Annotated in this window: 6 protein-coding genes; 1 reads left to right on the forward strand and 5 read right to left on the reverse strand. The window is 67.6% G+C overall.

Going from position 1 to position 6,549, the window contains the following annotated elements; translation table 11 throughout:
• Nucleotides 1–109 precede the first annotated feature (109 nt).
• A complete protein-coding gene (locus GV792_RS28175; RefSeq protein WP_163828030.1) occupies nt 110–1,045 on the reverse strand; it encodes a LysR family transcriptional regulator in 936 nt (311 codons plus the stop codon).
• A 93-nt stretch (nt 1,046–1,138) separates the two neighbouring features.
• On the opposite strand from GV792_RS28175, the gene GV792_RS28180 reads away from it, so the two are divergent.
• Entirely contained in the window at nt 1,139–2,083 is a 945-nt protein-coding gene (locus GV792_RS28180) for an EamA family transporter (protein ID WP_309138698.1), read from the forward strand.
• Between the two features lie 79 nt (nt 2,084–2,162).
• Here the strand turns inward: GV792_RS28180 and GV792_RS28185 are convergent, their stop codons facing one another.
• The 4 genes from GV792_RS28185 to GV792_RS28200 form a co-directional block, all read right to left on the reverse strand.
• Nucleotides 2,163–2,873 carry a type 1 glutamine amidotransferase gene (locus GV792_RS28185; RefSeq protein WP_163828026.1) on the reverse strand — a complete coding sequence of 237 codons (711 nt, stop codon included), beginning with the start codon at nt 2,871–2,873 and terminating at the stop codon, nt 2,163–2,165.
• A gap of 11 nt (nt 2,874–2,884) precedes the next feature.
• The gene (locus GV792_RS28190) at nt 2,885–4,117 is read right to left on the reverse strand and encodes a MurT ligase domain-containing protein (protein ID WP_163828027.1); all 1,233 of its coding nucleotides are present in this window, start codon (nt 4,115–4,117) and stop codon (nt 2,885–2,887) included.
• 37 nt (nt 4,118–4,154) lie between these two features.
• Nucleotides 4,155–4,796 (reverse strand): pyridoxamine 5'-phosphate oxidase family protein, encoded by a 642-nt coding sequence (locus GV792_RS28195; protein ID WP_163828028.1) that lies wholly within the window; start codon nt 4,794–4,796, stop codon nt 4,155–4,157.
• Between the two features lie 75 nt (nt 4,797–4,871).
• The coding region (locus tag GV792_RS28200; protein ID WP_256673905.1) for a hydroxysqualene dehydroxylase at nt 4,872–6,549 on the reverse strand (1,678 nt) is incomplete at its 5' end.

Genomic DNA, 6,549 nt, shown 5'->3' on the forward strand with positions numbered 1-6,549 from the left:
GGTGGCCCCGAGTCGGGTCGCGGCCTGCGTAGGAGGCAGCTCGCACCGGGTTGCGGCTCGCGGACAGCAGTGGTCGGCATGAGCGCTCCGTCCGGCGCGGTGGTCGCGATCAGATCGACGGCGGCCGCGAAGGACTGGCGTGCGGTCCGGCTCGGTCCGGGATTTCCGCTGCGGCGGTGATGAACGCATCGAGGACCGTCGCGATCGCGGGGCGCTCTTCCGCACGGGGTCGCGTGGCGAGTTCGTACAGGCGCGCGGCGCGGACACCGGATAGGCGCAGCACCGACAGTTCTGGGTGTGTCACCGCGTGGCGTGGCATCAACGCCACGCCGTAGCCGGTCGCCACCAGGGTCTCGATCATTCGGAATTCGTTGAGGCGCTGCGCTATTCGCGGTTCGACTCCGGTCACGGTGGCGATGGAGCGCAGCACATCGTCGACCGGGAATCCGCCGCGTACGCTCAGCCAGCTCTCGTCGGCCAGCTCGGCCGGGGTGACGGCGGAGTGGCCCGCCAGTCGATGACTCCGCGCGACCACCACGTCGATGGGTTCGCGCATCAATACCCGTGACGCGATGCGCGGGCCGGAGAGCGGCGCGGCGCGTTCGTCGCGATGAGTGAGGACGATGTCGTAATCGGCGAGCAGACGGTGGGTTTCGGTCGGCGGGACGTCCTCGTCGCGGGCGACGACCTCGACACCGCTGTCGGCGAGCGCGGGCAACACGCGCGGCAGTAGTAACGCTCCGCCGGAGGGGAACACCGCCACCCGCACCCGTCCACGCGGCGAGCCACGGTAGTGCGCCATCTCGGCGACCGCACGATCCATCGCTGCCAGCACCTCGTCGGCGCGCACCACCAGGGCGTGACCGGCATCGGTGAGCCGCACCCGCCGGCCATCGGGCTCCAGAAGCGCCACGCCCGCCTCACGCGCCAGGACCTTCAATTGCTGGGATACCGCCGAGGGCGTCATGGACAGGGCGGCCGCGGTGGCGGCGACGGTGCCGCGGTCGGCGAACTCACGCAATACCCGCAAACGCTCCAGCGACATCGGTGAACCCGCAGAATTCATTAAGCAATGCTACATAAATAGTGCATATGAATTCGATTGTTCTGAGCATTCACCGCCCCCATCCTGGTGTGTGTGACCACCCGTGACCGTATGCTCGGACTGACCGTCGTCCTGCTGTGGGGGCTGAACTTCCTCGCCATCCGCGTCGGCCTCGACCACCTGCCGCCGTTCTTCTTCGCCTCCCTTCGCTTCGCCGTCATCGCGGTTCCGGTGCTGCTGTTCATTCCACGCCCGGATGTGCGGTGGCGTTGGATCCTGTTGTACGGACTCGGTTTCGGCATGTTGCAGTTCGCGTTCCTGTTCACCGCCATGCGGGTGGGTATGCCGACCGGTCTGGCCTCGCTTGTGCTGCAATCGTCGGCGCCGTTCACCGTCGCTCTCGGCGCGCTGTTGCTGTCGGAACGAATCCGCCCGATCCAGGTAGGCGGGCTCGTCACCGCCGTGGCCGGTATGGCGGTGATCGGCTTTGACCGTTTCGCCCACGCCAGCGTGATCCCCGTGCTGCTCACCCTGGCCGGCGGTTTCGGCTGGGCATTGGGCAATATCGGCGCCCGCCGCGCCGGTTCCGAGTCACCCGGCGTCAACCCGCTGCACCTCACCCTGTGGATCGCGGTCGTCCCCGTCCTACCCCTGTTCGCCCTGTCCGCCGCCCTAGAGGGCCCAACCACCGGCTTCCACGCCCTCGCCGCCACCCTCTCCCCCACCGGCTGGCCCGCCCTCGCTGCCCTGGCCTACATCGCCATCCTGGCCACCGTCGTCGGCTCCGGCCTCTGGACCTACCTCATGAGCCGCTACCCCGCAGGCGCCGTAGCCCCACTCTCCCTGCTGGTCCCGGTAGTCGGTATGGCCGCAGCCTGGATCGTCCTCGACGAAACCCCAACCGCCGCAAGCCTCGTCGGCGGAGCAATCGTCATAGCGGGCGCCTTCGTGGCAACCTCACCCCGCTCCACCCGAACGACACCCACAGAGCCCCCGCCCCTGGAGCAACAGCTCCCCAAGACCCCTGCCCGTGCATAAGAACCCGCGAGTGGCACTCGGCTGCGCCAGTCCACGCGAGGACTCCGCGCCGAGGTGCCACTCGCGGCGCCGCGACCGATCAGGCGCGGAGGCGTTCGCGGCGGAGTTGGTCGACCTCGGGGAGGTTCAGCGGCTCGAGGGAGTCGATGCCGAGTGCGCGGGTGAGGATGAGGTCGGCCAGTTCCGGGTTGCGGGCGAGGGCGGGACCGTGCATGTAGGTGCCGATGACCGAGCCTTGGACGACGCCTTCGAGACCGTCGCCGACACCGTTGCCCACACCTCGGGTCACTCGGGCCACACCGGTGGCGTCGGAGCCGAGTGAGGTTCCGCCCCGATGGTTTTCGAAGCCGGTGAGGGGTGCACTCAGTCCGGGGACGAGTGGGGTGGTGGTCACCTCGCCGATGGCGCGTGTGTCCTGGGGCGAGGTGGTCGCGTCGAGGAGGGCGACGCCGTCGACACGTTCGCCGGTGGAGGTTTCATACCACTGGCCGAGCACCTGGATCGCGGCGCAGATCGCCAATACCGGTGCGCCTTTCGCGGCCGCCCGTTGCAGGCCCGGATAGCGCTGGAGGTGGCGGGTCGCGAGCCGCTGCGCGGAATCCTCCGCACCGCCGAGGGTGTAGATGTCGAGGGAGTCCGGCACCGGATCGGACAGGGTGATCTCCACGATCTCGGCGTCGTAGCCGCGCATGCGCAGGCGCTGCCGCAGCACAAGGGCATTGCCGCCGTCGCCGTAGGTGCCCATCACATCCGGCAGGACCAACCCGATCCGCACGGTCGATTCACTCATCGGGGTCCCTTTCACCGGGCGTCGAGATCGCGGTTCAGATCGCGGAAGGCGGTGTAGTTCGCCAGTACCTCGACCCGTCCGGCGGGGCAGGAAGCGATAGCGCGCAAGGGATCCGCGATCGTGGTGTGTTCGACGCCCGCATAGGTGAGCCGGACGGCGAGGTCGGTCGCGCGCTCTCCGGCGGCGACCACCTGGACACCCTCGAAATGCTCGAACCGCACATCCCACAACCAGGACAGGTCCTCGCCGTCAGGTACCTGCCCGTTGACGGCGATCACCAGTCCCGCCGCATCGTGATCGATCATGGACAGTGCTTCCTGCCAGCCCGCCGGATTCTTGGCAAGCAGCAGCCGCGCGGAATGTTCGCCGACCTGGACGGTCCGGTAGCGGCCGGCGATCTCGCGGACCGTACCCGCCGCGGCGGTTGCCTGGGTGGCGTCCGCGCCGAGCGACACGGCGGCCGCGACCGCCTGCGCCGCATTACCTCGATTGGCCCGGCCGGGCAGTGCCAGCCGCAGTTCCGCAGTGAATTCGTCCGGGCCACGCAGCTTTTCGCCGTCCAACCACCAATCCGGTTGCGGACGCTGGAAATCGGCGCCGGTACTGCGCCAGTGCTCACCCTCCCAGACGATCGGCTCACCGCTGCGCGGGCAGCTGGTGGCGTCCATCGCCCAGCCGCTGCCCGCGGAGACCCACACCACGTTCGGGTGGTCGTAGGCGATCGAGGTGATCAGCACGTCGTCACAGTTGGCGATCACGATCGTGTCCGGATGCCTGGCCAGGCCCGCGCGCAGCTTGCGTTCGATCATGTTGATCTCGCCGACGCGGTCGAGCTGGTCGCGGCTGAGATTGAGCAGCACCACGGCGGCCGGGTTCAGCGAATCGGTGACATGCGGCAGGTGCAGCTCGTCGACCTCGATGGCGGCCAGGGCGGCGGTCCGGTTGACGCTCAGCGCCGCGACGATGCCCGCATCCATATTGGCGCCATCGACCTGGGTGGCGACGTCACCGAGGGTACTCAGCGCTGCCGTCGTCATCCTGGTGGTGGTCGACTTGCCGTTTGTGCCGGTGACCAGCACCGTTCGCCGCCCGCGACCCAGTTGATCCATGATCGTCGGATCGATTTTCAGGGCGATCAGCCCGCCGATCATCGACCCTTTGCCGCGACCGGCCTTCTGCGAGGCCCACGACGCCGACGCCGCCGCCCGCAGCGCGATCCGCCCGCGCACCGATATGTCTGCCACGCCGCGAGTCTATGTTCGCCGCGCGATGCGGGCCGGATCAGGTCGGGGAGTCGTTGTAGAGCTTGCGCTCGTAGGTGGCCGCCGAATAGTAGGTCTCCAGGTCTTCGACGCTTTCGGTGATGTTGGTCTGCACCTCTTTGATCAGCCGGGCCGGGCTGGGCAGGGTGTCCAGAGGCCAGTTGTCCGGCTCCCACAGATGGCTGCGCATGAACGCCTTGGCGCAGTGGAAGAAGATCTGCTCGATGCCGACCTCGACCGCCAGAATCGGCCGATGCCCGCGCACCACCATGTCCTCGAAGTACGGGGCGTCGCGGATCAGGCGCGCACGGCCGTTGATGCGCAACGTCTCGCGGCGGCCCGGAATCATGAACAGCAGCCCGACGTGCGGATTGGCCAGGATATTGAGGTAGCCGTCGGCGCGCCGGTTGCCTGGGCGCTCCGGGATGGCGATGGTGGTGTCGTCGAGGACCTTGACGAAGCCGGCCGGATCGCCCTTCGGCGAGGCATCGCAGTTGCCGTCTCCGTCGCTGGTGCACATCACCAGAAACGGACTGCACGCGATCCACTCCCGGTCGCGTGGATGCAAGGAGACACGCTCCTTGCTTACCGCGCGCGGCATGACCGCGCCGAGCAACTCCCTGAGCTCGGTGGAATCGGTGATCTCAGGGTCGTTGCTCATATCGACGATTGAAGCACCGACTGTGGCTTCCGGCGAACCCGTTTTGTCGGTGGGCCGAAGTCGGATCGATCACCTTCAGATGTCGATATCGAACAGATTCGGTTCGCCCTTGGCGTAGCGGTCGGCATCCACCTGACGCAGCGGTTCCAGCTCGGGCGAGCGGAACAGGGTGAACGTCCGGCAGCGCGGGGCGTCGGACCCGGTGACGTCGAGCAGGGCGTTGACAGCGCCGCGCGCCGATTCTGACGCGCCTTCCATCGTGGCAAGGTCGATACTTGTGCGGACGTAGTCACCGGCGAGGAACAGGTTTTCCAGGGCGCCGTGTGACCGCGGGCGCGAATCCCACGAACCCGCGGTATTGATGAGCAGCGGGTCGGCATTGGTATTGCGGCGCTGCTCGGCCTGCCAGGTGATTCCCGGATCGAGGAACCAGGAGTGCAGGTCCGCATCGCGCAGGACCTCGCCGCGGTCGTTGAGATGGCTGGTGATCTGCGCCCACGTCTCGCGGGCGATCTCCTCGTGGGTGCATTCCTTGGCCGGTTTGCCGTACAGGATGCCCGGGGTGTTCCAGTTGGAGATGTCCACCGAGAAGCAGTCGGCGACCGCGCCGTCACCGAACTCGGGGAGTTTGCGGCTCCAGAGCTGGTTCTGGCTGATCGACGTGATCGCCCACGGAGAATCGATGTAGGCCGCGTGGCCGGTGACGATATCGGGTGAGGTGCGCAGATAGAACTGGATGCCGTTCATCCAGTCGGTGTGCAGGTTGTCCATGGCGGCCAGCTCGGGACGGACCGCACGGATATCGGGGGACCAGAGTGTGCGTGCCCGTTCGGCAGGCAGCGCGACCACATAGTGATCGGCGTCGACGGTGCGCGCGGCACCGCTGCCGTCGACGATCCGGGCACCACTGATCCGCCGGTCCCGCACGTCGAGGCCACGCACCTCGGCACCGAGTTCGAAGCGAACACCCAGCTCACGCAGGCGCGACACCCAGGGATCGATCCACGCCTCATTGGTCGGACCATTCAGCACCCGGTCCAGGTCGCCGTCGTTACCGATCTCGAGTGGATTGCCGAGGAACTGCTCGCCCATGCTGCCGATGGTGCGCGCACTGGCCATATCTTCCTTGGCGGCCACAAGCAGACTGGTGAGTGTGCGTGAGAGCAGCGCGCGGAACTCGTGCGAACGCTGGTGTCCGCGAACGAAATCACGCCACGACATGTGCTCCCACTGACCGAAGCGGCGGGCATCGCAACTGGTGAAGAAGACCAGCAGCCGGTTGGCGAAGAAGGCACCCTCGACGGGTGGCATTCTCAGCGCGGTGGCGATGGATGCGCCCATGGTTTCCCGGAACGCCTCCGGGGTGGCGGTGGCCATGTGCGTGGCGCCGAGCGGGAGCCGGAAGTCGTCACCGTCGCGTCGCGCGAATCGCGCTTGGGGCGCGGCTACGAGGTTGTTCCACACTCCATCCGGGTTGGCGCCGAACGGAATTCGCCGCATGGTATCGGGAACATGGTGGTAGAAGCCGGGAAAGAAGCGGAAGCCGTGCTCGCCGGGCAGATCCGGGCGCCCACCGGTACCCGTCCCCGGCACCGGAATGCTGCGCGCTTTGCCCCCCAACGCCCGTCGCTCGTAGACGGTGACCTGGAAGCCACGTTCGGCCAGTTCATGCGCGGCCGTCAGCCCCGCGACCCCACCACCGAACACAGCGACCCGCTTCCCCGGATCACCACTCACCGACCCCGCCCCGAAC

Origin of the sequence: Nocardia cyriacigeorgica (genome assembly GCF_010868145.1) — a bacterium.
Lineage (GTDB): Bacteria > Actinomycetota > Actinomycetes > Mycobacteriales > Mycobacteriaceae > Nocardia > Nocardia cyriacigeorgica_D.

What these genes read in the sequence shown, in the direction of transcription:
- GV792_RS28175 (WP_163828030.1), bottom strand. Translation starts at nt 1,045, where the DNA reads ATGTCGCTGGAGCGTTTGCGGGTATTGCGTGAGTTCGCCGACCGCGGC.
- GV792_RS28185 (WP_163828026.1), bottom strand. Translation starts at nt 2,873, where the DNA reads ATGAGTGAATCGACCGTGCGGATCGGGTTGGTCCTGCCGGATGTGATG.
- GV792_RS28195 (WP_163828028.1), bottom strand. Translation starts at nt 4,796, where the DNA reads ATGAGCAACGACCCTGAGATCACCGATTCCACCGAGCTCAGGGAGTTG.